20 protein-coding genes are annotated in these 25,860 nt (G+C 59.4%); 11 read left to right on the top strand and 9 right to left on the bottom strand.

Translation table 11 applies throughout. From position 1 onward, the window contains the following. Positions 1–269: 269 nt before the first annotated feature. Positions 270–1,238, bottom strand: a complete 969-nt coding sequence (gene cysK, locus ABFX35_RS16285; RefSeq protein ID WP_279024344.1) for a cysteine synthase A — start codon at positions 1,236–1,238, stop codon at positions 270–272. Between the two features lie 172 nt (positions 1,239–1,410). Next, a complete protein-coding gene (gene cysZ / locus ABFX35_RS16280; RefSeq protein ID WP_279024345.1) occupies positions 1,411–2,172 on the bottom strand; it encodes a sulfate transporter CysZ in 762 nt (253 codons plus the stop codon). Between the two features lie 221 nt (positions 2,173–2,393). Between cysZ and zipA the strand changes: the two genes are divergently transcribed. The 3 genes from zipA to ABFX35_RS16265 all read left to right on the top strand — a co-directional run bounded on the left by zipA (position 2,394) and on the right by ABFX35_RS16265 (position 5,669). Next, positions 2,394–3,353, top strand: coding sequence for a cell division protein ZipA (gene zipA / locus ABFX35_RS16275; RefSeq protein ID WP_346082180.1), 960 nt, complete (start codon positions 2,394–2,396; stop codon positions 3,351–3,353). Positions 3,354–3,432: 79 nt separating this feature from the next. Continuing rightward, complete coding sequence (gene ligA, locus ABFX35_RS16270) at positions 3,433–5,454, top strand: NAD-dependent DNA ligase LigA (protein WP_346082179.1); 2,022 nt, start codon at positions 3,433–3,435, stop codon at positions 5,452–5,454. Continuing rightward, positions 5,454–5,669: a DUF3820 family protein gene (locus ABFX35_RS16265; RefSeq protein WP_095847830.1), complete on the top strand. Its 216-nt coding sequence runs from the start codon at positions 5,454–5,456 to the stop codon at positions 5,667–5,669. The genes ligA and ABFX35_RS16265 overlap by 1 nt, the downstream gene beginning before the upstream one ends. An 85-nt stretch (positions 5,670–5,754) precedes the next feature. Here ABFX35_RS16265 and ABFX35_RS16260 read toward each other — a convergent pair whose 3' ends face one another. Then, the gene (locus ABFX35_RS16260; protein ID WP_279024351.1) at positions 5,755–6,756 is read right to left on the bottom strand and encodes a bile acid:sodium symporter family protein; all 1,002 of its coding nucleotides are present in this window, start codon (positions 6,754–6,756) and stop codon (positions 5,755–5,757) included. A 96-nt stretch (positions 6,757–6,852) separates the two neighbouring features. Between ABFX35_RS16260 and ABFX35_RS16255 the strand changes: the two genes are divergently transcribed. Then, positions 6,853–7,773, top strand: a complete 921-nt coding sequence (locus ABFX35_RS16255; protein WP_279024353.1) for a LysR family transcriptional regulator — start codon at positions 6,853–6,855, stop codon at positions 7,771–7,773. A 30-nt stretch (positions 7,774–7,803) separates the two neighbouring features. Here the strand turns inward: ABFX35_RS16255 and ABFX35_RS16250 are convergent, their stop codons facing one another. Beyond that, positions 7,804–8,706, bottom strand: coding sequence for a LysR family transcriptional regulator (locus ABFX35_RS16250; protein ID WP_346082178.1), 903 nt, complete (start codon positions 8,704–8,706; stop codon positions 7,804–7,806). 447 nt (positions 8,707–9,153) lie between these two features. Between ABFX35_RS16250 and budA the strand changes: the two genes are divergently transcribed. Further along, positions 9,154–9,933, top strand: coding sequence for an acetolactate decarboxylase (gene budA, locus ABFX35_RS16245; protein ID WP_095847834.1), 780 nt, complete (start codon positions 9,154–9,156; stop codon positions 9,931–9,933). A 64-nt stretch (positions 9,934–9,997) separates the two neighbouring features. Next, on the top strand, positions 9,998–11,683 hold the full coding sequence (gene alsS / locus ABFX35_RS16240) for an acetolactate synthase AlsS (protein WP_279024358.1): 1,686 nt from the start codon (positions 9,998–10,000) through the stop codon (positions 11,681–11,683). 175 nt (positions 11,684–11,858) lie between these two features. Here the strand turns inward: alsS and ABFX35_RS16235 are convergent, their stop codons facing one another. After that, entirely contained in the window at positions 11,859–14,144 is a 2,286-nt protein-coding gene (locus ABFX35_RS16235; protein WP_346082177.1) for a TonB-dependent siderophore receptor, read from the bottom strand. Positions 14,145–14,510: 366 nt separating this feature from the next. On the opposite strand from ABFX35_RS16235, the gene ABFX35_RS24220 reads away from it, so the two are divergent. The 3 genes from ABFX35_RS24220 (at position 14,511) to ABFX35_RS16220 (ending at position 18,984) form a co-directional block, all read left to right on the top strand. After that, positions 14,511–14,759 carry an enterochelin esterase domain-containing protein gene (locus ABFX35_RS24220; RefSeq protein WP_428832203.1) on the top strand — a complete coding sequence of 83 codons (249 nt, stop codon included), beginning with the start codon at positions 14,511–14,513 and terminating at the stop codon, positions 14,757–14,759. Between the two features lie 44 nt (positions 14,760–14,803). Further along, a complete protein-coding gene (locus tag ABFX35_RS16225) occupies positions 14,804–15,019 on the top strand; it encodes an MbtH family protein (protein WP_279024362.1) in 216 nt (71 codons plus the stop codon). Positions 15,020–15,087: 68 nt separating this feature from the next. Continuing rightward, positions 15,088–18,984, top strand: a complete 3,897-nt coding sequence (locus ABFX35_RS16220) for an enterobactin synthase subunit F (RefSeq protein WP_428832211.1) — start codon at positions 15,088–15,090, stop codon at positions 18,982–18,984. 62 nt (positions 18,985–19,046) lie between these two features. Here the strand turns inward: ABFX35_RS16220 and ABFX35_RS16215 are convergent, their stop codons facing one another. The 3 genes from ABFX35_RS16215 to fepD are packed head-to-tail and all read right to left on the bottom strand — an operon-like array spanning position 19,047 to position 21,945. Next, positions 19,047–19,847, bottom strand: coding sequence for an ATP-binding cassette domain-containing protein (locus tag ABFX35_RS16215; protein ID WP_279024366.1), 801 nt, complete (start codon positions 19,845–19,847; stop codon positions 19,047–19,049). Then, positions 19,844–20,869, bottom strand: coding sequence for an iron-enterobactin ABC transporter permease (fepG, locus tag ABFX35_RS16210; RefSeq protein ID WP_346082175.1), 1,026 nt, complete (start codon positions 20,867–20,869; stop codon positions 19,844–19,846). The genes ABFX35_RS16215 and fepG overlap by 4 nt, the downstream gene beginning before the upstream one ends. After that, on the bottom strand, positions 20,869–21,945 hold the full coding sequence (gene fepD / locus ABFX35_RS16205) for a Fe(3+)-siderophore ABC transporter permease (RefSeq protein WP_279024370.1): 1,077 nt from the start codon (positions 21,943–21,945) through the stop codon (positions 20,869–20,871). Before fepD ends, fepG begins: the two co-directional genes overlap by 1 nt. 146 nt (positions 21,946–22,091) lie before the next feature. On the opposite strand from fepD, the gene entS reads away from it, so the two are divergent. Next, positions 22,092–23,354: an enterobactin transporter EntS gene (gene entS / locus ABFX35_RS16200; protein ID WP_279024372.1), complete on the top strand. Its 1,263-nt coding sequence runs from the start codon at positions 22,092–22,094 to the stop codon at positions 23,352–23,354. Here the strand turns inward: entS and fepB are convergent. After that, a complete protein-coding gene (gene fepB, locus ABFX35_RS16195) occupies positions 23,341–24,300 on the bottom strand; it encodes a Fe2+-enterobactin ABC transporter substrate-binding protein (RefSeq protein ID WP_279024374.1) in 960 nt (319 codons plus the stop codon). The genes entS and fepB overlap by 14 nt on opposite strands. Before the next feature lie 346 nt (positions 24,301–24,646). Between fepB and ABFX35_RS16190 the strand changes: the two genes are divergently transcribed. Next, positions 24,647–25,858: an isochorismate synthase gene (locus tag ABFX35_RS16190; protein ID WP_121554516.1), complete on the top strand. Its 1,212-nt coding sequence runs from the start codon at positions 24,647–24,649 to the stop codon at positions 25,856–25,858. The last annotated feature ends 2 nt before the right edge of the window (positions 25,859–25,860 follow it).

Genomic DNA, 25,860 nt, shown 5'->3' with positions numbered 1-25,860 from the left:
TAGACATTTCAGATCAAAAAAAATCTGGCATTCGGCGTCGTTTCAATCAGTTTCCCATTATGCCGTGTTTTATACCGAAGCGACAAATAAGTAAATCGATTCAGCCTGAAACAGGGTTTTTGGGTGATTAATTTTCCGCATCGAAATAATTGCCCGGTTAAATACTAAAGCCAGCGCATAAAATCAATCGTTAACTGCTATAAAGTTTGATCTAGCCCACAAAAAAGCACCCCGAAAGGTGCTTTTTGGACTTTTTGTGCGCAATCGGGTTACTGCTGCAGTTCTTGTTCGGTGAACAGATCCGCGAATAGCGCGGTGCTCAAATAGCGTTCACCGGAAGAGGGGAGGATCACCACAATGTTTTTATCAGCGAACTCTGGCTCTTCGATGAGTTTCAACGCGGCGGCAACGGCCGCACCGGAGGAAATCCCCGCCAGAATGCCTTCTTCTTCCATCAGGCGGCGCGCCGTGCTGATGGCTTCGTCATTGGTGATTCGCTCAACGCGGTCGACCAGATCCAGATCCAGGTTGTCCGGGATGAAACCGGCGCCGATGCCCTGAATTTTGTGCGGCCCTGGTTTGATCTCTTCACCCGCCAGCGCCTGTGTGATGACCGGGGAATCTGTCGGTTCCACTGCCACGCTGATGATGGCCTTGCCTTTGGTTTTTTTGATATAGCGGCTGACGCCGGTCAGGGTACCGCCGGTGCCCACGCCAGCAATAAAGACGTCGACGTTGCCGTCGGTATCTTCCCAGATTTCCGGGCCGGTGGTTTTTTCATGGATTTCCGGGTTAGCCGGGTTGCTGAACTGTTGCAGGATGATGTAGCGGTTCGGATCGGTCGCGACAATCTCTTCGGCTTTGGCGATGGCACCCTTCATCCCTTTGGCGCCTTCGGTCAGCACCAGGTTGGCGCCGAGCGCTTTCAGCAGCTTGCGCCGCTCAATGCTCATGGTTTCCGGCATGGTCAGCGTCAGCTTGTAGCCGCGCGCCGCGGCGACGAACGCCAGTGCAATGCCGGTGTTGCCGCTGGTCGGTTCAACCAACTCTTTCCCAGGAGTAAGGATACCGCGTTTTTCTGCATCCCAAATCAGGTTAGCGCCGATGCGGCATTTGACGCTGAAGCTCGGGTTGCGTGATTCAACCTTTGCCAGAATGCGCCCATTGCCGATACGGTTCAGACGAACCAGCGGCGAGTGGCCGATTGTTAATGAATTGTCTTCATATATTTTGCTCATAGCCCGTCCTTTAACTCTATGAAATTTTGGGGAACGTTGAAAAGCATACGCTAACGTGCGGTTCAGGGAAGTAAAGAATTGGTATATCTATATGTTCTTAAGAAATAAGTTTTAAGCACAATAAGAAGGGCACGCGCGGTGCCCTTCGCTTAAGCCTTCAGCGCCGCCGCGGCTATCCGCGGACGAATTGCGCGCGGTAGCGATCGACCCACATGGCGGTTGCGCCGCATACCGCCACCGGTAAAATCACCAGGTTAAGGATGGGCACCATGGTGAACAGGCTGACCAGCGCGCCGAATTGCAGGTTGTCGCTCTTATGTTGGCGCAACGCCTGGCGCATGTCAGCGAAGCTGATTTTGTGGTTATCGAAAGGATAGTCGCAATATTGAATCGCCAGCATCCAGGCGCTGAACAGGAACCACAGCACCGGCGCCACCGTTTGCCCGACGCCCGGGATAAAGTACAGCACCAGCAGCGCCAGCGCGCGCGGCAGGTAATACATCAGCTTGCGCCATTCACGCGCCATAATGCGCGGCACATCCTTGAGTAACCCCATCACGCCGGTATCCGGCAGCGGGTGCCCGGTCAACTGGCCTTCCAGTTGCTCCGCCAACAGGCCGCAAAACGGGGCGGCAATGATGTTGGTCAGGGTACTGAATAAATAGCTGAACACCAGCAGCACGGAAATCACCGCCAGCGGCCACAGCACGTAACTCAGCCACTGCAGCCAATCGGGCACGTAACTCATTAGCTGCGGGATCCAGCCGCCCAGCTGGCTAAATAACCACCAAAAGGCAGAGCCCATCAGCAGAATATTGACCAACAGCGGCATCACGACATAGCGTTTGAGGCCGGGGCGGGAAATCAGCCGCCACCCTTCGGCAAAATAATGGATGCCGCTGGTGTTTTTTACAGGTTGCTGCGTATAGGACATATCTTAAGTTATCTCATTGTCTGAACAGGCTTCGCTATCATATCGGGATGATTTTCTACTGGCTAGCGGCGCATTGGCTGAAAAAACAGCAAAAAAAGGCAGTATAATCATCTTTATTGGCATAAAGTTCAGCACGGACTTGCACTTGTCTGCGCGGGCAAATAGAGTTAATGAGTGAATGTTTGCCGCGGTGGCAATGTATTGGAACAACAGAGATAGCAATGATGCAGGATTTGCGTCTGATATTAATCGTTGTTGGCGCGATCGCCATAATAGCGTTGTTATTACATGGTCTTTGGACCAGCCGTAAGGAACGCTCTTCGCTTTTTCGCGATCGCCCAGCTAAACGCGCTAAAAAAGAGCGTGAACCGTCCCCAATTGACGATCTCGACGATGGGGTAGGGGAGGTGCGCGTGCGCCCTGCCCATCCACAGGGTGAACCGCAACTGGGGCATTTCGATGCTGCCCGCGAACGCGAAGAATCCGTGCCTGCGCCCAAACCTGCTCCGGCAGGCCAACCGGCGCAGAAACCAGCACCGCTTTCAAGCCGCCCGGATTATGACGACGTGCTGCTGGATACCTATGCGGAAGACGATGAGGACGATGACGCACCGCAGCAGCAGCCGGCAACGGCGCGCCGTGAGCCACGCGTTGACGATCTGCCGGCCAGCGCGCCATCACCCAAGCCACACAGCGAACCTGCGCAGCCGCAGCCTGAACCGGCAACTGAACCGCAGGCGCCGGCCAAACCGGTCAAACGCATGGAAACCGTTTTGGTGCTGCACGTTGCGGCGCATCAGGGCGGCGTGATTGGCGGTGAAGTGCTGCTGCAGAGCGTATTGCAGGCGGGGTTCCAGTTCGGCGAGATGAACATTTTCCACCGCCATCTGAACCCGGCCGGCAGCGGCCCGGTGTTGTTCAGCCTGGCGAACATGGTCAAGCCGGGGTCGTTTGATCCCGACACCATGTCCGATTTCTCCACGCCGGGTGTGTCCATGTTTATGATGGTGCCGTCCTATGGCGACGCTAACCAGAACTTCAAGCTGATGCTCCAGTCGGCGCAGCGTATCGCTGACGACGTGGGCGGGGTGGTATTGGACGACGAGCGCCGCATGATGACCCCGCAAAAGTTGGAAACCTATAAAGCGCGCATTCGTGAAGTGTTGGAAAACAACGCCTGACCGGCCTGTTACGCGCGCTGAATAACGCCTAATCATCAACCCCCGCCCGCCGGGGGTTTTTTATCTTTGATGGTGAGCCATGGAACCCATAATCGAACAGATCACCCAACTGCGCACGGCGCTGCGCCACCATGAATATCAATATCACGTGCTTGATGCGCCAGAGATCCCGGATGCGGAATACGACCGCCTGATGCGCGAGCTGCGCGCGCTGGAAGAGGCGCATCCCGAGCTGATCACGCCGGATTCCCCCACCCAGCGGGTCGGGGCGGCGCCGCTGAGCGCCTTTGAACAGGTGCGGCACGAAATTCCGATGCTGTCGCTGGACAACGTCTTTGACGAAGACAGTTATCTGGCGTTTTACAAGCGGGTGCAGGATCGCCTTAAAAGCAGCGAACCGCTGACCTTCTGCTGTGAGTTGAAGCTGGACGGCCTGGCGGTCAGCCTGCTGTATGAAGACGGCGTGCTGGTGCGTGCCGCCACCCGCGGCGACGGCACCACCGGCGAGAACATTACCGCCAACGTGCGCACCATTCGCGCTATCCCGCTGCGCCTGTCCGGGGCGAATATTCCTCGCCGCCTGGAAGTGCGGGGGGAAGTGTTTATGCCGCAGGCGGGCTTTGAGAAAATGAACGAAGAGGCGCGGCGCAAAGACGGCAAAGTGTTCGCCAACCCGCGCAACGCCGCCGCCGGCTCGCTGCGCCAGCTTGATCCACGCATCACCGCCACGCGCCCGCTGACCTTTTTCTGCTATGGGGTGGGGCTGCTGGAAGGCGGCGAGCTGCCGCGCAGCCACTGGCAGCGCCTGATGCAGTTCAAAGCCTGGGGGCTGCCGGTGAGCGATCGCGTTAAGCTGTGTACCGGCAGCGACGAGGTGCTGGCCTTTTATCACCAGGTGGAACAAACCCGTGCCGATCTGGGGTTCGATATCGACGGCGTGGTAGTGAAGATCGACGATATCGATCTGCAAGAACAGCTCGGCTTTGTCGCCCGCGCGCCGCGCTGGGCCACCGCATATAAATTCCCGGCACAGGAACAGATTACCATCGTGCGTGACGTGGAATTCCAGGTTGGCCGCACTGGGGCGGTAACGCCGGTGGCGCGTTTGGAGCCGGTATTGGTTGCCGGGGTGACCGTCAGTAATGCCACGCTGCATAACGCCGATGAGATAGAGCGCCTGGGGCTGCGTATCGGCGACACGGTGATCGTCCGCCGGGCCGGCGATGTGATCCCGCAGGTGGTGGGGGTGCTGGAAGATCGCCGCCCGCAAGATGCGCGCGACATTGTTTTCCCGCAGCACTGCCCGGTTTGCGGTTCAGACGTGGAGCGGGTAGAGGGGGAAGCGGTGGCGCGCTGCACCGGTGGGCTCATCTGTGCTGCCCAGCGGAAAGAGGCGCTGAAGCATTTTGTTTCGCGCCGCGCGATGGACGTCGACGGCATGGGCGACAAAATCATTGAGCAACTGGTGGAAAAAGAGTACGTCAAAACGCCGGCCGATCTGTTCCGCCTGTCTGCTGGCATTCTGACTGGGTTAGATCGCATGGGGCCGAAGTCGGCGCTGAACCTGGTCAACGCGCTGGAAAAGGCTAAGCAGACCACGTTTGCCCGTTTCTTGTATGCGCTGGGGATCCGCGAAGTGGGGGAAGCGACGGCAGCCAATCTGGCGGCGCACTTCGGCGAGCTGGAAAAACTGCGCGCCGCGGATGAAGAGGCGTTGAAACAGGTGGCGGACGTGGGTGAAGTGGTGGCCAAACATGTGGTTAACTTCTTTGCCGAAGCGCATAACCAGCAGGTGATCGACGAGCTGCTCAGCCCGGAGATCGGCATTAACTGGCCGATGCCGGCGGTGGTGGTGGCTGAAGAGATCGACAGCCCGTTTGCCGGTAAAACCATCGTGCTGACCGGTTCACTCAGTCTGCTTTCCCGCGATGAGGCGAAAGATCGCCTGGTGGCGCTGGGGGCGAAAGTGAGCGGCAGCGTGTCGAAGAAAACCGATCTGGTGATCGCCGGCGAAGCCGCCGGCTCCAAACTGGCGAAAGCGCAGGAGCTGGGGATCGCGGTGATCGACGAAGCGGAGATGCTCCGCCTGCTGGGTGACTGATGGAAAAAGAGAACCTGATCGAGATCGCCAATACGGTGATGCCGTTTGGCAAATACCAGGGGCGGGTGCTGATCGACTTGCCTGAAGAGTATCTGCTGTGGTTCGCCCGTAAGGGCGAATTCCCGCAGGGCAAACTCGGCATGCTGATGGAAATGACATTGGCGATCAAAATCGAGGGGCTCGATCATCTGGTCAAACCGTTAAAGCGCGGTTGAGTGACGCCGCGCTTTTGCATCGCCCGCCGTTTATAGGGCCTAGCCTGCGTTAAGGCGCGGCCCGATGATTTCCAATTGCGTTGCTTTACGCACGCTGGCGAGGCGCCGCTTGCGGCGCCGGCGTTGTCTGGCCGGCCTGCTGTTTTTTCTGGTAGCGCCGGGCCAACGCCGCGCAGGTCATCAGTTGTACCTGGTGGAACACCATCAGCGGCAGCACCATCACCCCGACCACCGATGCCGGGAACAGAATGTTCGCCATCGGAATGCCGTTAGCCAGGCTCTTTTTCGAGCCGCAGAACACAATCGTGATCTCATCCGCTTTGCTAAAGCCCAGCTTGCGCGCCATGTAGGTATTCACCACCAGCACGATAGCCAGTAAAACCAGGCTGACCAACACAATGAACGCCATTGAGCCAATCCCCACCTGGTGCCAGATGCCGTGCGTCACCGCTTCGCTAAAGGCGGCGTAGACCACCAGCAGGATCGAGGTTTGGTCGGTTTTGCCGATCAGCTTGCGGTTACGTTCGATCCAGTTGCCAATCAGCGGCCGTGACAGGTGGCCGGCAATAAACGGCACCAGCAGCTGCAATACAATGGTGCCCACCTGGCGCAGGCTGCCGGTGTCGCCGTGGACATTCATCAACAGCCCGACCAGCAGCGGCGAAACGAAAATCCCCAGCAGGCTGGAGGCAGACGCGCTGCAGACAGCGGCAGCCACATTGCCGCCCGCCAGCGAGGTGAAAGCGATAGCCGACTGCACCGTGGCCGGCAGAATGCACAGGTAGAGGAAACCGTTATACAGTTCCGGGCTGACGTTGACCGGCGACCACCATTTAAACAGGATGCCAAGCAGCGGGAAAATGATGAAGGTGCTGAACATCACCCACAGGTGCAAACGCCAGTTGTTGCTGCCGGCGAGGATCGCCTGGCGCGACAGCTTGGCGCCATGCATGAAAAACAGCAGGGCGATGGCCGCGGTGGTGAGGATATTCAACCAGCCGACAAACTCGCCGCGCGCCGGCAGGAACGAAGCCAGCAACACGGTAGTGAGCAGCGTCAGGGTAAAGCGATCGGGTAAAAATCTCATCGAATCTTCTCGGCAGTGAATATTATGGCGGCTATTTTCCCGCGCTGCGATATAATAATAAAATTGATTTATTTAATTCATTTATGAATAAAAAACATGAATTACTCCCTTAAACAGTTGCGGATCTTTGTCACCATTGCCCGCTATGGCAGTTTCAGCCGCGCCGGCGAGGCGATAGGCCTGACGCAGTCGGCGGTAAGCCACAGCGTGAAAGAGCTGGAGGCGGAGATCGGCGTGCGTTTGCTGGATCGCACCACGCGCGAGGTGATATTGACCGATGCCGGGCAGCGGCTGGCGCACCAGGTTGAACGGCTGTTGGACGAGCTGCAGGCCACGTTGCTGGATGTGCGCAGCTTTGGCGTACAGCGCAGCGGCACCGTCAGGGTGGCCTCCAGCCAAACCATCTCTGCCCACCTGATGCCGCAGTGCATTGCCGCCGGCGAGAAGCAGTACCCAGATATTCGCATCCTGCTGCGCGATCAGGCCCAGCAGCAAGTGCTGAGCAGCATCCGCAATGCCGAAGTGGATTTCGGCATCGTGGTCGATCCGGTGCAGGCGGTGGATCTGGACTGTGAACCGATTCTGTATGAGCCGTTTTTGTTGCTGTGCCGCCGCGATCACCCGTTCGCCAGCCAGGCGGTGGTGCACTGGACGGCATTAAACGGTTGCCGTCTGGTGTTGCAGGACTATGCCTCCGGTAGCCGGCCGCTGATTGACCAGGCGATTCGCCAACAGGGGATTAAGGCGCAGGTGGTGCAGGAAATCGGCCATCCGGCCACGATTTTTCCCATGGTGACCGCCGGTATTGGCATCAGCATTTTCCCGGCGCTGGCGTTGCCGTTGCCGGAAGGGGAGCAGCTCAAGGTGTGCCGGCTCGAGCCGGAAATTAACCGCGCGCTGATGCTGGTGCGGCGTAAAAACCGTTCCCTGACGCCGGCGGCAGAGGTGATCTGGCAGGTGGTGCGCCAGCAGGCGGCGCTGTTGGCCCAGCAGCGGCAACGTCAGGGCGAGTACTAAACGGCGGGCAAGGGCCGCCGCCGTTGCACGTCACTCCCAACTGGGTGGTTGGCCGATACTCTGTTGCAGCAGGTGGATAAAGGCCTCCAGCTTGGCGGAGATTTTTGCCAGCGGGCGCAGCAGGTAGATCCCCTGTTTTTCACCGCGCGGATCGTCCAATATTTTCTGCAGCTTGCCGGCCTGGATATCCGGCCCGACCACCCAGTTGGGCAAGAAGGTGATCCCGATCCCGAGCAACGCCGCCTGGCGCTGGGCGGTGAAGTCATCACAGCGTAATACCATATTGCATTGGCTCATCAGCGAGCTATCGAGGATCTGCGCCCAGCAGGTCGGCTCTTGCCGGTGATACCGGGCGATCAGCCGGTGGCGCGGCAGTTCCGCCAGGGTGGCTGGCTGCCCATGGCGGGCGATGTAGGCCGGGCTGGCGCACATCATCCAGCGTTGGGTGGCGATATGGCTGGCATACAGCCCGCTGTCTTTCTGCTCGCCTATGCGGATCGTTGCGTCCAGCAACTCTTGCGTCGGATCGGTCTGTTGTTCCGTCAGATCAAGATCGACGGACAGGCGTGGATAGCGGTGCGCCAATTCCGGCAGCAACGGCAGGATGTAGTTTTTGCCAAAGGTCGGCAGGCAACTGATGCGCAGTATCCCCTGCGGGCTGTCGCTCAGCGAGTTTAGCTCGGCTTTGATATCAATGATGTCAGCCAGTATCTGGGTGGCGCGTTCCTGCAGCAGTTTGCCGGCGTCGGTCAGCATCAGGCCGCGCGTTGAGCGGATAAACAGGGTGACATTCAGCAGGTTTTCCAGCGAATCGATATGACGGACCAGCGATGAGGGAACCATACCCAGCTTGCGGGCCGCCGCGGAGAAGCTACCGTGTTGGGCAACCTCGATAAAAATTGGCAGATGTTCTGCATAGCGTGCGTCATTCATCTTTGCATTATATGCAAAAGCGTTTCTTATGAATATAGGGTTCTCTGGTTAATGTAAAACGACTACCCTTGCAGGCATCTGGTGGACGGGGTTACCGAACGCCAGCTGTGCCGTGCAGAAAATAATGAATACTCGCGCGGTTTTTACAGTGCCTGTAATAAATTGACCGCCGATTTAGCCTTTCATCAGCGGTATTCGTTCTGCTCCAACACCAGATAAATCGTTCAATCAGACGCTATGCAAATGGCAATGATTAGCAATTCATTAAACTTGCTAATTGTTTGTTGGTTTCGCGTGTCACCGGTTGCCGCAACCGGTTTTTTTGTCGCAGCAGGCTGAATCGAGTCAATCGTCAGCCGTTTGGCAGTGACAAGTTAGCGCATTGCAGCTGATGCGCATTTTCGAACGTGTGATGCATTGTGCTTCACACTGGTGGAGGAGTAAGTCATGAACCATAACCAGGGTTGTTCCTGTGCCCAGCATTTGGCGCAGGGCTTCGCCAAACAACGAGTGAGCACCGGTGAAGGTGAGATTTATCAGATCTCGCTGATGAGTGCCTTACTTAGCGGCGTGTACGAGGGAGACGTTACGATCGCTGAGTTGTTGAAACATGGTGATTTCGGTCTGGGGACTTTCAATCATCTTGATGGCGAACTGATTGCCTTTGATCAGGAAATTCACCAACTGCGCGCCGACGGCAGCGCCCGGCCCGCCAGCCTGGATCAGAAAACCCCGTTTGCCGTGGTCACCTTTTTCAAACCCACCGTCACACAGGAGTTTACCCACCCTATCACCAAAGATGCGCTACATCAGTGTATTGATGAGCAAATCGATTCCCCCAATGTGTTCTGCGCATTACGTATCGACGGTGAGTTCAGTTCGGTAGAAACGCGCACCGTCCCCCGCCAGGAAAGGCCCTATAAACACATGCTGGAAGCGATCGAAGAACAGCCTATTTTTTCATTCAAACAGCGCCAGGGCTCGTTGGTCGGTTTCCGTTCGCCTGATTATATGCAGGGGGTTACGGTAGCCGGTTACCACGAACATTTCGTTACCGATGATCGCAGCGGCGGCGGCCACGTGCTGGATTACCAGCTTGAACGTGGCCGCCTGCAGTTTGGGGTGATCACCCGTCTTAATCTTCAGTTACCGCAAGATGCGGATTTTCTGCGCGCCGACCTCTGCCCAGAGGATTTGGACCGCGCAATACGTGCTGCCGAAGGCTAAGTACTCCTGTGCCATCTGCGATGGCAATTCCGGCAGTCGTTTTTTCTTTAGGAGGTAGAGAACCATGGCAAAGGTAAATACGGATAACAATTGGCAGTGTGGCGCTGATTTAGTGGTAAAGAACCTGGAAGCGCAGGGAGTAAAACACGTTTTTGGTATACCGGGTGCGAAGATCGACCGGGTATTCGATTCACTGGTAGACTCACAGTCAATTGAAACCGTAGTGGTGCGCCACGAAGCTAACGCGGCGTTTATGGCAGCGGCGGTTGGCCGTTTGACCGGTAAAGCGGGCGTCGCGCTGGCCACCTCCGGGCCGGGGGCTTCCAACCTGGTGACCGGCCTGGCGACGGCAACGTCCGAAGGGGACGCGGTGGTGGCGTTCGGTGGTGCGGTTAAACGCGCGGATAACCTGAAACAAACCCACCAGAGCATGGATACCGTCAGCATGATGCGGCCGATCACCAAATACTGCGCCGAAGTGCACGTAGGCGAGGCCATTTCCGAGGTGATTGCTAACGCTTTCCGTAGCGCAGAGTTTGGCCGTCCTGGCGCGTCTTTCGTCAGCCTGCCGATGGATATTGTCAATGAACCGACCACCGGGCCGGTGCTGGCGGGTTGCCGCGTGCCACGCATGGGCGCCGCCGCCGGGGAAGACATTCAGTCTGCGGTGAAACTGATTAAAGAAGCCAAATGTCCGGTACTGCTGCTTGGCCTGCAGGCCAGCCGCCCGGAAAACAGCGAAGCAGTGCGCCATCTGCTGTGCCGCACGGCAATGCCGGTGGTGGGAACCTATCAGGCTGCCGGCGCCATCGATGTGAATCATTTTGCCCGTTTTGCCGGCCGCGTGGGGCTGTTCAACAACCAGCCTGCCGACCAACTGCTGCAAAAAGCGGATTTGGTGGTCAGCGTGGGTTACGGCCCGATCGAATACGATCCATGCATGTGGAATAGCCAGCATCGTCTGAAACTGGTGCACATCGATGTGCTGCCATCGGAAATCGATACCTGCTATCGCCCGGATGTGGAACTGATCGGCAACATCAGCGCTACGCTCCATGCGCTGACGGAATCGTTCCAGAGCGTGTTGCAGATCCCGGGTGAAGTGGAAAATATCCTCAGCGATCTCGGCCGCCAGCGCACCGAGTTGGCCGAGCGTGCGGCACGCCGCGGCGGTATGCCGATTCACCCGCTGCGTATCGTGAAGGAACTGCAGGATGTGGTCAGCGATGACGTGACGCTGTGTGTGGATATGGGGAGCTTCCATATCTGGATTGCCCGTTATCTTTACAGCTTCCGTGCCCGCCAGTTGCTGATCTCCAATGGCCAGCAAACCATGGGTGTGGCGCTGCCGTGGGCTATCGGCGCGTCTCTGGTGCGCCCGGGCGATAAAGTGGTTTCCATTTCGGGCGACGGCGGCTTTATGCAGTCCAGCATGGAGCTGGAAACGGCGGTACGCCTGAAAACCAACATCGTGCACATTGTTTGGGTGGATAACGCCTATAACATGGTCGAAATGCAGGAAGTGAAAAAATACGATCGTAAATCTGGCGTTGAGTTCGGGCCGATCGATTTTAAACAGTATGCTGAAGCCTGCGGTGCGGTTGGTTTTAACGTAGAGTCGGTGGAAGAACTGCGCCCGGTGCTGCGTAAAGCCATGGATATCCAGGGGCCGGTGGTGGTTGCTATCCCTGTGGACTACTCCGACAACTATAAACTGATGGCACAGATGAACTTCAGCCAGATGATCTAATCTGCATTTCCATCCCTGAACCCGCCGGCCACGGCGGGTTCGTCATTTTCGCCCCGCCGTATCCTGACTTTCCCTGTTATTGATATCACCTTTCCAGGTTTTCCCGCCGTGATGGACGGGCAAAAAAAATGCCGGCCATTTGGCCGGCATCCGGATTTTTACTGATCATCCACCATCAGAAGTGGGTATTGATGCTCATATAGAAGGTGCGCCCCGGTTCGTTGTAGGTGGCCGCGCCCGCACCGGCGATATTAACCGTACTACCTGGGGTGCCAACGTTCTGCGCGTTGCCGGCGCGGAACTGGCGTTTATCGAACAGGTTGTCGATACCGGCGGTGAGGCTGACGTTCTTGTTCACCTCATAGGTGGCGCTGGCGCCGACGACCGCATAAGGGCTCAGCTCACGGGTTTCAGGCCAGACGGCCGCTTTGCCCTGATAGTTGTACTTCTTCGGTTTCTGCCGGCCGTACCAGGTCAGGGTCGATTGCAGCGACAAATCTTCCGTTGCCTGCCAGCTCAGGGTCGAGTTGATGGTGAACTTCGGGATCACCGACAGGTAATCGCCGGTGGTTTTGTTCTCGTTCTCGATCATATAGGTGGCGTTGTTGCTCCAGGTGACGGTTTCGCTGACCGGCACGTTCAGCGTGCCTTCCAACCCTTGCACTACCGCCTTCGGCACGTTTACCCACTCGTAAACCGCTGTGCCGCTGCTGCTGCTGGCGATTCGGGTGCTGCCGGCTTCGATCTTGTTACGGTAATCGTTGCGGAAGTAGGTCACGCCGGCCAGCCAACCGTCTTTATGGAACTCCAGCCCAATCTCTTTATTAACGCTGGTTTCCGCCTTCAGATCCTTGTTGCCGAGCAGGTAGCAGCCGGTGCTGACATCGTTGGCTGCACAGCCCTGACCTTTGCTGTACAGCAAATAGTTTGGGTTAGACTGGAATAGGTTCGGCGCTTTGTAGGCGCGGGCGATACCCATTTTCAGGGTGAAGTTATCGCCCAGTTCCTGCGACAGGTTCAGCGACGGGCTCCAATTGTTGCCGGCTTCGGAGTGCAGATCGTAACGCAGGCCCGGCGTTAGCATGGTGCTGTCGGTCAGCTCGATATTGTCTTCGGCGAATAGCGAGAAAATATGAGCGGAAGCATAAGGGCTGCGAGCGCCTGTCCCCATACCAGGAATGGTTCCTCCCAATAGGCTTTGGCTGGTAGAGGAACCGTCTTTCATCCGCTGCTGGTTCCACTCGGTACCCAACGTGGCGGTTTGCGCTACGCCGAGTTCAAACGGCACGCTGATTTCGCTGTGCGCCAGGAAATCATCCAACTTGGTGGTGCCGTAGCCTTCATTGGTGGTGTCGAAAATCCCTTCCGTACCGCCGGCTAACCCTTCGTTCAGGCGGGTATTACGAGTGCGCTCGAAGCGAATATAGTTGTTGGTGCTGATGCCGTTATCCCAGGCGCCGCGGTGGTTCAGGCTGAAGGTTTCGCGGTAGATACGGTTGGTTTCATTACCGTAGTTGCTTTGCACCAGGGCGTTGGTGTTGGTGTTCTGGGTATCGCCGGCATAGCGGTTGCCCTGGCGGCCGTAAGAATACTCAAACTCCAGCGACTGCAGGTGCGCGAAGTCCCAGTGCAGCATCGCATCAATGTTTTTGTCGACCACACCTTCGCGCCCGGCGGGAATGCTGCTGCTGTAGGTGCCCACACGTTCGGATTTATGCGCCTCGTTAATATCCCAGGCGTCGGCCTGGGTTTTGCTGTAGCCGCCGAACAGGCGGAAGCTCAGCACGTCGCTCAAGGGGCCGGAGAGGCTGAAGTCGGTGCGGCGGGTGGCGCCTTCGTCTTTATGTTGCGGCACGTTGTAATAGGCGTTCAACGAGCCGTGCAGATCGTTGCCGGGCTTTTTGGTGATGATATTCACCACCCCACCGGCGGCGCCGTTGCCGTAGCGCGCCGCGGCCGGGCCACGCAACACTTCAATACGTTCGATCATTTCTGGCGGCACCCAAGCGGTATCGCCGCGGGTATCGCGTTCGCCGCGCCAGCCCTGGCGCACCGAATTGCGGCTGGTGGCCGGCATACCGTCGATCAGGATCAGGGTGTTTTCCGGGCCCATACCGCGGATATCAATCTGCCGGTTGTTGCCGCGCTGGCCGCTGGTGGAGTTGCCCGTCAGGTTAACCCCTGGCATGGTGCGGATCAGCTCATTGATATCGCGTGCCGGCGGGCGTTTTTGGATCTCATCGGCGGTGATAGTGGAAACGCCTGGCGCCTGCAGGTTTTGGCGGGCGGCGGTAACCACGAGGGTTTCTTCACCCTGGGTCTTTTTTTGCTGTGTGGCCGAAGGGGTATTTTCCGTTTCGGCTGTATCGGTATTAGTTTGTGCTGCTTGGGTAAAGGCGGGCGCGCCCAACCCTAACCCAATGATTGTGGCTAACGAATAACGAGATAATTTGCGGTTCATTTTGAATTTCCTACCAACTCGCCATCTCCCGACGACTGTGGCTAAACGCCAGCGGAAGGGGGAGCCGGTTATTTTTATTTTGCCAGGAACAAAATCCCAAAGGCCGAGACGCAAAACGGCACTCTATTGGGTGTTGGAGGCCGGCCAGAATGCCGGTCTGCTTTACTGAGCCTTTACACACTATTGCAAATGCAAATAACTATCAATAGTATTTCGGCTTCACCGTTTGTTTCGGCAAGCCGCACGGCCGGGGTGGGCCAACCGTTCGCCGGGGCTAATTACACAGTGGATAGGCGTTTTGAATAGAGCAACACCGTCAGCAAGCAACGCGTTATTGGCCTGCCAACATGCCGGGAGCCCTGGTTGGTGGAGGGAAATCGCCCGGCAGAGTACGCCACGGGGCGCCCCGCCGGGCAACGGTCTGACCGAATACCACCGCCTAATCCTGCGCAAAGCCTGCAGCGTCTGCCCGGAACGGACGTCTGGTTCTGGCAAACCGAACTCTACGGCGATAGGCGCGGCAACTGCTGCTTTATTCCCTGTCTTGATAAAGAAACGCTGTTTCATCAGCTTAGCGCGCAGCGCCGGGCATGCGGTGCAGTACCGGGTGGTTGAGGGCGGCATGTCCTCCCAGGTTTCAGCATGGCAAGGGGAACAAGATGGAAAAACAGAGTCCGTTTGACGATCCGCAGCAGCCCAGTCTGGTGCTCTGCAATCACGAAGCGCAATACAGCCTGTGGTTCGATGCCAACGCTATCCCAAACGGGTGGACGGTGGCGTTCGGCCCGGCAACGCATGCGCAATGCGATGAATGGCTGGCGCAGCACTGGCCGGACATCCGGCCGTTATCGTCTGGCCATGCATTGAACAGGTAAACCAACAACGGGAGATCGTAGTGCGAGAAAACGCTATTTTGCCTGCCGGGCAGGCGGCCGCCGGTGAATTGCCGTTGGTGGCGGCGCAGCCTGGTATTTGGGTAGCCGATCAGCTTTCCCCACACGGCAATGCTTATGCCGTTGCACACTATATTGAATTGCAGGGGGCTGTGGATAAAGAACACCTGCTGGCGGCGATCGGGCAGGGGTTGAGTGAAGTGGATACGCTGCGGTTGCGTTTTAGCGAACATGACGGCGTGCCGGTACAGATTTATGACCCGGCGCTGGCCTTGATTGAACCGGAGTTTGTCGATCTGGCCGTTTCACCCGACGCGCCGGCGGCCGCGCGGGCGTTGATGGCGATTGATCTGTCTGGCGATCTGCGCGCCGGCAGCGGCAAACCGCTGTATCGCCATGTGCTGATACGGCTTGCCGATGACCGCTGGTATTGGTATCAGCGTTATCACCATATGCTAGTGGATGGCTTTAGTTTCACGGCCATCGCCCGCCGCATTGCGGCGATCTATAGCCACCTGTGCCGGGGTGATGCCTTGCCGCCGGCGCCGTTTACCCCCTTTAGCGAGGTGGTAGCGGAGTATCAGACCTATCAGGCATCGCCGGCCTGGCAACGCGACGCCGATTTTTGGCTGACCAAAGCGCGCCAATTGCCGCCGGCGGCCACCATCAGTCCACAGCCATTGGCGGGGGCGGTGCCCACGCCGCGTATTCACCGTTTGGATTTACAGTGTGATAAAACGGCGTTCGCCGCGCTGGCCGCGGCCGGCCAGGCGCAGCATATGACCGCGGCGGATATGGCGGTGGCGCTGTTGGCCGTGTGGGTATCGCGCCTGAGTGGCCAACCCAGTTTCAGCGCAGGATTTATTTTCATGCGCCGTACCGGTTCGGCCGCGCTGTGCGCCGCCGGCCCAGTGATCAACGTGTTGCCGATGGCAATGCATCTTGAGCCGCAGGCCACGCTGGGTGAAGCCGCGGCCGGCATCAGCCGCGAACTGAAAAGCGTGCGCCGCCACCAGCGTTATGACGCTGAACAGGTGCAGCGCGATCTGGGCCATGTCGGCGACGCCGAGCCGCTGTACGGCACGGTGTTCAATTTTAAAATGTTTGATTACCAGCTCGACTTTAACGGCATTGAGGGCGTTACCCACGATCTGGCTTCCGGGCCGGTACGGGATCTGGAAATCGCGCTGTTCATCGGCCAGGACGGCGTGTTGAAGGTTGAGCTGCTGGCCAGTGCGGACCGTTATTCCCGCCAGGAGCTGGCGGCGCATTTGCAGCGCCTGCCGCTGCTGCTCAGCCAGTTTGCGGCGCACCCTGCGTTGCCGATTGGCGAGGCCGATCTGCTGACGGCGCAGGACCATGCGCTGTTGGCGCGGGTTAACGATACCGCCTGCCCGGTGCCGGCCGAAACCCTCAGCAGCCTGCTGGCGCAGCAGGCGCAGAAAACCCCGGATGCCCCCGCGTTGGCCGATCCGCTGCTGCAACTCAGCTACCGTGAAGTGCGTGAGCAAGTGCGCGCGCTGGCGCGCCAACTGGTGGCGCAGGGTGTGCGCCCGGGCGACATTGTGGCGGTGGCGTTGCCACGTTCGGTCTACCTTTCATTGGCGCTGATGGCGATTGTGGAAACCGGGGCGGCTTATTTGCCGCTGGATACCGGCTACCCGGATGAGCGCCTGAGCATGATGCTGGAAGACGCCGGCCCGCGCCTGATCGTCACCGATCCGTTACAGCAGGCGCGCTTCGCCGGCAAAGGCAAGATGCTGATTTATGCCGCGCTGCTGCCGGTTGATTACGCGGCCGACGTGACAATCACCCCGCCTACGCCGCAGCACGCGGCTTATATTATCTTCACTTCGGGCTCCACCGGGCGGCCGAAGGGGGTATTGGTCGGCCACCAGGCGATCGTCAACCGCCTGCTGTGGATGCAGCATCAATACACCATCGGCGCCGGCGATGTGGTGCTGCAAAAAACACCGTGCAGTTTTGACGTATCGGTATGGGAATTTTTCTGGCCGCTGATGGTGGGCGCGCAGTTGGTGATGGCGCCGCCGGAGGCCCACCGCGATCCGCACCAGTTGCAAGACCTGATCGCCCAATACCGCGTCACGACCATGCACTTTGTGCCCTCCATGCTGGCGGCCTTTGTCGCCGCGCTGGATTCTGAACGGGCGGTGAGCCACTGTGCCTCGCTGCGGCAGGTGTTCTGCAGCGGTGAAGCCCTGCCGGCGGAGCTGTGCCGCCAGTGGCAGAGCCGCACTGCGGTGCCATTGCATAACCTGTATGGCCCGACGGAAGCGGCGGTGGATGTTTCCTGGTATCCGGCTTATGGCGAATCGCTGGCCCGGGTGACCGGCAGCCACGTGCCGATCGGCTTGCCGGTGTGGAATACTGGCCTGCGTATTTTGGACGTGCGCCTGCGGCCGGTGCCGCCGGGCGTCGCTGGCGATCTGTATCTGACTGGCGTGCAACTGGCCCAGGGCTATCTTGGCAGGCCGGATCTGACCGCCAGCCGTTTCGTTGCCGATCCGTTCGGCAATGGCGGGCGCATGTACCGCACCGGCGACGTGGCGCGCTGGCTGCCGGGCGGTGAAGTGGAATACCTCGGCCGCAGTGACGATCAGTTAAAAATCCGCGGCCAACGTATTGAGCTAAGCGATATCGATCATGCATTGCTGTCGCTGCCGGGCGTGCGCCAGGCGGTGGCGCACGCGTTGGTGTTGCAAGGCACGCCGGCGAGCGCTGCCGGCGATGCTCGCCAACTGGTGGGTTATCTGGTGGCGCAGCCGAATGTGCGGTTGGATCTGGCGGCGTTGCGAGCGGCGTTGGCTGAGCGGTTGCCGCCGCATATGGTGCCGGTGGCGCTGGTTGAGATGGACGAGCTGCCGTTGAGCGCCAACGGCAAGCTGGATCGCAAGGCATTGCCGCAGCCGCAACTCCAGGCGCGCAAGGCCGGCCGGCCGCCGGCGCCGGGCCTGGAAACGGCGATCGCCGCCGTGTTCGCACGCTTGTTGCAGCGTGAACAGGTCTTTGCCGACGATGATTTCTTTGCTCTGGGTGGTCATTCGTTGCTGGCGATGCGCCTGGCGGCGGAACTGCGCCGCGATCTGGGTAAAGCGGTGGCGGTGGGGCAGGTGATGGTGGCCTCGACGGTGGAGCAACTGGCGCAACTGATGGCGGAAGATCGTTCGCAGGAAGAGGCCGAGCGGAGTGGTTTCGACAGCGTGTTGCCGCTGCGGATCACCGACGGGCCGATCCTGTTCTGCCTGCATCCGGCCTCCGGTTTTTCCTGGCAGTTCAGCGTATTGCCGCGCTATCTTGACCAACACTGGTCGTTGGTCGGCATTCAGTCGCCGCGTCCTGATGGGCCGTTGGCCGCCAGCGAAGATATGGATCAGGTGGTTGAGGCGCATCTGGCTACCGTGCTGCGGGTGCAGCCGAACGGCCCGTACCATTTTATCGGCTATTCGCTGGGCGGCACGCTGGCGCAGGGGATTGCCGCGCGCTTGCAGGCGCGGGGGGAGCGGGTGGCGTTCCTGGGGCTGTTGGATACCTACCCGCCGGAAACCCAAAACTGGGACGTTATGCTGGATGACAACGTGTTGAAGGAAGTGCAGCGCGAACGTGAACAGTTCCTGGCAGTATCGGAGGGCACGCTCGATCCGGCGTTGGGTGCAGGCCGCGCGGTGATGTTTGACAACATTGAGGCCAACTATGCGGATTCGGTGCGGCTACTTTCCCGCACCCGTACCGCCCGCTTCCACGGCACGGCGACGCTGTTTGTGGCCAAACGCACCTTGCAGGAGGGTATGGACGTGCAGCAAACCTGGGCGCGCTATGTGGATGTGCTGCAGGTGCACGAACTGGACTGCGCTCACGTGGATATCGTGTCGCCGGCGTCGTTTAATGTGCTGGGGCCGTTATTAAACCGGGTGTTGCGGGCGCTGTAAGGTGTATCCGGCGCTTCAACAACCACGGGGGCCTTTATGGCCCCCGTTGCTTTACGGCGACGTTATTTCCCCAGCGGCACCACCAGCGGCGTGTGTGAAACCGGATCGTCAATAATCACGCACGGCAGCCCGTAGACCTCTTCAATCAACGCCGGCGTGACGATGTCTTTCGGCGCGCCCTCCGCCACCACTTTGCCGCCGCGCATGGCGATCAGGTGCGTGGCGTAGCGGCAGGCATGGTTCAGATCGTGCAGCACCACCACCAGGGTGTAGCCTTTGTCGCGATTAAGCTGGCGCATCAGCTCCAGCAGCTCGATCTGGTAAGTAATGTCCAGCCAGGTGGTGGGTTCGTCCAACAGCAGCAGCGGCGTTTGCTGCGCCAGCACCATCGCGATCCACACCCGTTGCCGCTGGCCGCCGGAGAGCGTATCCACCGGCTGTTCCGCCAGTTCTGCCACGCCGGTGGCGCGCATCGCTTCTTCCACCGCCTGTTGATCTTCCGGGCGCCAGCGGCTGAACAGCCCCTGGTGCGGGTAACGGCCGCGCGCCACCAGATCGAACACCGTGATATCGCCCGGTGCGATAGAGGTTTGCGGCAACAGGCCAAGCTGGCGGGCGACTTCTTTGGTGGCGTATTCGCCGATGAGCTTGCCGTTGAGCCAGACTGCGCCCTGTTGCGGTTGCATCAGGCGGCTCAGGGTGCGCAGCAGCGTGGATTTTCCACAGGCGTTGGGGCCAATGATCACCGTTAGCTCGCCTTCGGGAATGGAAACCGACAGGTTTTGCGCCACGATTTTCTTATCGTAGCTCAGCGTCAGGTTTTCGGCGCGCAGCGGCGTGGGCAACAGGGTATCAGCACTCATTTTTTTCGTGACTCACGGATTAACAGCCAAATCAGGTAAATGCCGCCCAGGCTTACGGTCAGTACGCCCACCGGCAGTTGGTAAGGCGTAAACAACCGCTGTGCGGTAACGTCGGCGGCCAGCAGCAGCAGGGCGCCGCTGAGCGTCGTCAACAACAGCACGCAGCGGTTGTTGCACAGGCGGCGGGCGATCTGCGGTGCGACGAGCGCAATAAAAGAAATGGGGCCGGCCACGGCGGTCGCCGCCGCGGTTAATAGCACGCCGATCAGCAACAGCAGCATGCGCGATCGTTCTACCGGCACGCCCAAGGCACAGGCGGTATCGTCGCCCATTTCCAGCAGGCGCATGCGGCGCGCCAGTATCGATAGCAGCAGACAACACAGGGCGATGATCGCCAGCACCGGCAGGCTTTTCGCCCAGGTGATGCCGTTGAGCGAGCCGGCGCTCCAGAGCCCGGCGGTCATGGCCGATTCCAGCGACGCGCTGATAATGAGCCAGGTATTAGCCCCCACCAGCAACGCCCGCACGGCAATCCCGACGATAATCAGCCGGAAAGCCTCCATACCGTCGCGCCAGGCCAGCAGATAAATCAGCACGGCGGTCAGCAGGCCGCCCGCCAGCGCGCCGCCGGTAATGGCAAGCACGTTTTGGTTGAAGAGTACTAGGGTGATCAGCACCCCGGTATAGGCGCCGGTATTAAAGCCGATCACGTCCGGGCTGCCGAGCGGGTTACGCAACAGCGACTGGAATATGGCGCCGCTCAGCCCCAGCGCCGCCCCCAGCACCAGCGCCATGACGACGCGCGGCAGCCGCCACTGGTTAACGATCACCAGCAGATTGGCTGGGCCTTCGCCGCGCAGTGCGTCAATCACCTGGCCGGCGCTGAGCGCCAGCGTACCGGAGCCGAGTGCATAAACCGCCAGGGCGGCGCAGGCCAGCGCCAGCACCAGCGCGGTCAGCAGGGGCCTGGAGGCGCGCAACGGGCGTTTGGTCATCATCAGGCGGGCAGCCAGCATCGACATTAGCGCCCCCTTCTGAACAGATGGCGTTTGCGCACCAGCGCAATCAGCATCGGCGAGCCGAGCAGGGCGGTGACGACGGAAACGCGCAGTTCGCCCGGCACCAGAAAACGGCCGAGCAGATCGGCGCTGAGCAGTAAAATCGGTGTGAGCACCAGCGTCCACGGCAACATCCACTGCAGCTCCGAACCGGACAGGCGGCGCGCGATGTGCGGCATCATCAGGCCGACAAAGGCAATCGGGCCCACGGCGGCGGTGGCGCTGCCGCACAGCAGCGTGATCGCCAGCAGCCCGAGCAGTTGGGTGCGCACAATGCCGGTGCCGAGGGCGGTAGCCAGTTCATTGCCCATGCTCAGGCTGTTGAGCGCCTTGTTCATCCACAGTGTGATCAGGGTGCCAAGCACAATGGGCAAGGCCACGGTGCGCACCACCTGCATATTTTGAATATCCAGCGAACCGGCCTGCCAGAAGCGCAGTTGATCGAACACCAGCGGGTTGAGCAACGCAATGCCCGAGGTCATCCCTTCCAGCACCGCGGCCAGCGCCACGCCGGCCAGCGTCAGGCGGATAGGATTGATGGTGCTGCCGCCCAGCGCGCCGATCAGCGCTACCAGCAGGGAGGCCAGCAGCGCGCCGGCAAAGGCGAACCAGAGGTAGTGGCCAACGCTGACCGCGCCAAAAAAGGTGATCCCCAAGACCACGGCAAAGCCGGCGCCGGCGTTGATGCCGAGGATCCCGGGATCCGCCAACGGGTTACGGGTGAGCGTTTGCATTAATGCGCCCGCCAGGCCAAGCGCCACGCCGGCCAATATTCCGGCCAACGTCCGCGGCAACCGGGATTCGGTGATGATCACGCAGTCCGCCGTGCTGCATTGGCCGGACAACGCCTGGATTACGGTATCAAAAGGGATGGATTTTGCGCCCAGCGCCAGGCTGAGCACCGCCACCAGCAGCAGCGCCAAAACGGCCAATAGCAGGCCATAAAACCGGCGGCGAAACGAGCGGGAAGAACCGGGCATGCCGTAAGACCCCGCGGCGAGGGGAGGTGAAGAGATATTGTTGCGTGTAAGCCGAAACATGACATCCCATTTTCAAACTGAACATCAATGATAGTTATTATCATTATTGGTTGTGTCCGTCTATGGTAGCATGAGTCGCCAAATGATTGCAGCGCTCGCGTCATGGCATTGCGGCGCACAACCTGGAATTTGTGGTGAAAATACCAATGAATAAACCCTCTATTTTGCTCGATTTTAGCCTGCTGAGAACTAACCGTGCCTTTCGCGCCGTGTTCTGCGCGCGCTTTATTTCTATTTTGGCTCTGGGCCTGATGGCAATCGCCATCCCGGTGCAAATTCAGGCGTTAACCGGTTCAACGCTGCTGGTGGGGCTGGCGGTAACGTTCGCCGGCGGCGGGATGTTCACCGGGCTATTGATGGGCGGCGTGCTGGCGGATCGCTATGAGCGCCGCCGCCTGATCCTGTTTGCCCGCGCAACCTGTGGCGTTGGTTTTATCGGCCTGTGCGTTAACGCCGCCTTGCCCGCGCCTTCGCTGGCGGTGATCTACCTGCTCGCCGTGTGGGACGGCTTTTTCGGCGCGGTGGGGGTGACGGCACTGTTGGCGGCCACTCCCGCGCTGGTCGGGCGAGAAAATATCGTTCAGGCCGGGGCGATCAGTATGCTGACGGTGCGGTTTGGCTCGGTGCTTTCTCCGGCGGTGGGCGGCGTAGTGATCGCCAGCGCCGGGGTGAGCTGGAACTATGGCCTGGCGGCGTTGGGCACCCTGCTGACGCTGGTGCCGTTGCTCCGCCTGCCGCAGTTGCCGCCGCCGCCGCAGCCGCGTGAACACCCGCTGCGTGCATTGGTGAGCGGTTTTGCCTTCTTGTTCCAAAACAAAGTGATTGGCATGGTGGCGCTGATCGGGGCGTTGCTGACCATGGCCAGCGCGGTGCGCGTCATTTATCCCGCCGTGGGTGAAAGCTGGCATATCAGCGCTTCTCATCTGGGCTTTATGTATTCCGCGGTGCCGCTCGGCGCGGCGCTCGGTGCCTTTACCAGCGGGCGAGTGGCGCAGGTGGCGCGCCCCGGCTGGATGATGTTGCTGACGGCCATTGGCGCCTTCGTGGCGATTGCGCTGTTCGGCCTGATGCCGTGGTATAGCCTGGCGTTGGTGTGCCTGGTGGTCTTCGGCTACCTGAGCGCGGTGAATTCGTTGTTGCAATACGGGCTGATCCAGAACCTGACGCCGGATGCGTTCCTTGGCCGGATTAACGGCCTGTGGACGGCGCAGAACGTGGTGGGCGATGCGCTGGGCGCGCTGTTGCTGGGGGCGATGGGGGCCTTTATGTTGCCGGCGATGACCGCCACCGGTTTCGGTCTGGGGGCGGCGCTGCTGGGCGTGCTGCTGTTGGTGACGATGACCGGCCTGCGGCAGGTTACCCTGCACAGGCCGGAGGAAAACTCACCGTTAACCGTCAGTGGGAAGTGAACTGCTTTTCCAGCCGCGTTAACAGGTTGCTGGCGCTGTAATAATCCAGGCGGAAGGTATCATTGCCCAGTGGGTAAACCCGCTTGTTCTGTACCGCCGGCAGATGCGCCAGCAGGCTGTTGGCCATCAGGCGTTGGGCGTCGCTTTCATCGTTGGCGAACAGCATCAGCGTTTGGCCGTTCAGCCCGGCGGCCAGATTTTCCCCGCCCAGTTGGATGATATCCTTGCGCATCCCCATGCTGGTGCTGGTGCTTAATTTTGGCGGCAACGTCGCCAGGGTAAAGCCAAGCTGCTGTAACAGTTTCCCCTGTGAGGATTCGGCGGTCCACAGGTTGGCCGCCTTGCCGTCGTTGCGGAACACCAGCGCGGAAACCGGCTGGGGCGGCAATTGCATCCGCTGTTTCAGCGCGTTTTCTTGCGCATCGAACGCGGCGATCACGTTGGCGGCCTGTGCTTCGTGCCCGGTCGCCTGGCCAAGTTCCTGGGCCAATTCTTGCCAGCTTTTATCGTCGTAGTTGACGACCAGCACCGGGGCAATGGCCTTTAACTGATCGTAGATCGGCAGGGCGGAATCGCCGCCGGTGGCGGCCACGATGATCAGATCGGGCGCTTCACCGGCAACGGTTTCGGCATTGGGCTCGCCGATATACAAGCGTTTTACGCCGCGCTGCCGGGCGACATCCGCCCACTGGCGGAAAAAGCCCTGTGGGTCGGTCAGGCGCTGATTGGGCGTGGCGGCGCCGCTGGCGATCACCGGCGCGTCAATGGCCAGGAGGGTGCCGGTAACGGTCACACTGGTGGAAACGATGCGCACCGGCGGGTGATCCAGCGTAACGCTACCGTGGGGGGTTTGCAGGGTACGCGGCCAGGCTGGGCCGGCAGCATGGCTGCTGTTGAACGCCAGGAAACCGAACAGCGCCGCCGCCAGCAGCAGAATTTTGTTCATCGAAACGTGTCCTTTTAGATTAAAGAGTTATATCTACCAATTATAAAAAATATATGTGTCCGCCATAGGGGCAAGTTGCATAGGTGTTGGTTTTTTGTTCCAACGCCCGGTGATGAGATCGCCTAAGCCACTCGGATGAGCCGCCACAAGGCCAGCTTTCCGTATCGCGCAACATTGCGGGAAAATAGGCCCAAAACCCCAATGTTTACCTGATAATTCAGGCGCAGAGAAGGGGTTACTGTTGGTTGACATGATAAATCATGACAGGTAATTTAGCGCGCGATTAACATAAATGATAATCATTATTATCGGTGATTCTCGTTGATGAAAGGATAAAGGTGTACCGATGGATATAGCCATGAGTGGTGCCAATCATAGGGAACCGTTTAGCAGGGATGATGAGCGCGCAGAGGCGGCATCTTTACCTCTGGCCTCCGGCTTCTTTTTCTCTTCGCCCTATCGGAGCCTGAGGACGGAAGGCTGCGTGGCCGCGATGGCTTTGCCTGCGTTTGGCGGTGAAGAGATTGGCGGTGTATTTCAACAGGCGGTGCAACAGGCATTCGCCAAAGCGCGGTTAGCCGGGGTTAGCAACCCGGTGTTATGTGGCGCTATCCCCTTCGACACGCACCAGCCTTCGGCCTTGTTTGTGCCGCAACACGTTCACTGGTTTGAGCGCGAACGCGCATTTGGCGCTGCCGCAGCGGCCAACGGCAGCGCGCCGGAAATCGCCAGCCAGCTTGAAGTGCCACCACAGCCGGTGTTCATGCAGATGGTCAGCGATGCGGTGGCACAAATGAATAGCGGGCGGTTGGATAAGGCGGTGCTTTCACGACTGCTGGAGATTGAAACCCGCCACCCGGTGGACCGGCATGCGCTGATGGCGCGCATTATTACCCAGAACCCGCACGGTTTTCATTTCCATGTGCCGCTCGCCACCGGCGCGCTGTTGGGAGCCAGCCCGGAATTGCTGTTACGCAAAGAGGGCGATCGCTTCTACTCGAACCCGTTGGCGGGCTCAACCCGGCGGGAAGCCGATCCACAGCGCGATCGCGAGGTGCGCCAACAGTTGATGGCGTCGGAAAAAGATCGCTACGAGCACCAGATCGTGACCGAAGGCATGCGCCGCATGCTGGCCGCACGCAGCCAGGTTCTGAATATCCCCGCCGCCCCGGAATTGCTCAGCACCACGACGCTCTGGCACCTGTCAACGCCGATTGACGGTGAAGTGGCGGATAAAACGGAAAACGCGCTGTCGTTGGCCTGCCTGTTGCACCCAACGCCTGCGCTGTGCGGCACGCCAACGGCCGCGGCGGCAGAACTGATTAAACAGTTGGAACCCTTTGACCGCGGACTGTTTGGCGGCATCGTTGGCTGGTGTGATGCCAACGGCGACGGTGAATGGGTGGTCACCATCCGCTGCGGCACCGTGGATGGCAAGCAGGTGAGGTTGTTTGCCGGCGCAGGCATAGTGCAGGACTCCTTGCCCGAATCCGAATGGCGTGAAACCGGTGTCAAACTGAGCACAATCCTGCGTGCGTTCGGTTTGAACCAAGGATAAAA

This window comes from Gibbsiella dentisursi (assembly GCF_039539505.1).
Classification (GTDB): Bacteria; Pseudomonadota; Gammaproteobacteria; order Enterobacterales; family Enterobacteriaceae; genus Gibbsiella; species Gibbsiella quercinecans.
Note: the sequence above shows the minus strand (reverse complement) of the source record. Positions and strands in the feature narration are given on the sequence as shown.